We start from the raw sequence: 535 nt of genomic DNA on the forward strand, positions 1-535 counted from the left end.
CAGCAATGCAAGCGTGTCGATCTGCAGGGTGAGTTTCACAGGATGTCTCCAGCCCCGAAGCGGGGCGACGGGTCAGTAGTTGAGAGCGAAGTCGGCCAGGCCCATCAGAGCCAGCGCGTAGGCAAGCACGCAGGCGGCCATCAGCAGCAGCACGGCCCAAAGGCGTGCCTGCCAGCCGCGTCCGCCGCGCAGCGTCTGCAGCAGGTTCCAGGTCATCGCCGCGAGCCCGCCGACGATGGCGATCACGGAGGCGGTGCCCAGCCCGATCACCGCCGGATCGAGACGGTCGTCCAGGCGGGCGAAATCCGCGGCCGCCCACGCCATCAACGCCATGGCTGCTGCAGGTACCAGCAGCATGAACCAGCACGCGAGGCGGCTCAGGCGATAGGCCAGCAGCGTCCTGCGCGGCCAGGCCAGCACGCGGCCATGACGACGGCGGACGAACGCGGCGACGGGCCAGGCCAGCGCGGAAAGCGCCAGTACCGCCATGGCAGCGGTCAGCAGTGGCTTGAGCCACACCGCCGAGCGGTAACCT

Annotated in this window: 1 protein-coding gene; it reads right to left on the bottom strand. The window is 69.3% G+C overall.

What is annotated here, in order from left to right; translation table 11 throughout:
- Nucleotides 1-72: 72 nt before the first annotated feature.
- The coding region (locus ACXJKJ_RS31940) for a hypothetical protein (RefSeq protein ID WP_457395747.1) at nt 73-535 on the bottom strand (463 nt) is incomplete at its 5' end.

The sequence above is a fragment of the Roseateles sp. P5_E1 genome (assembly GCF_054049335.1).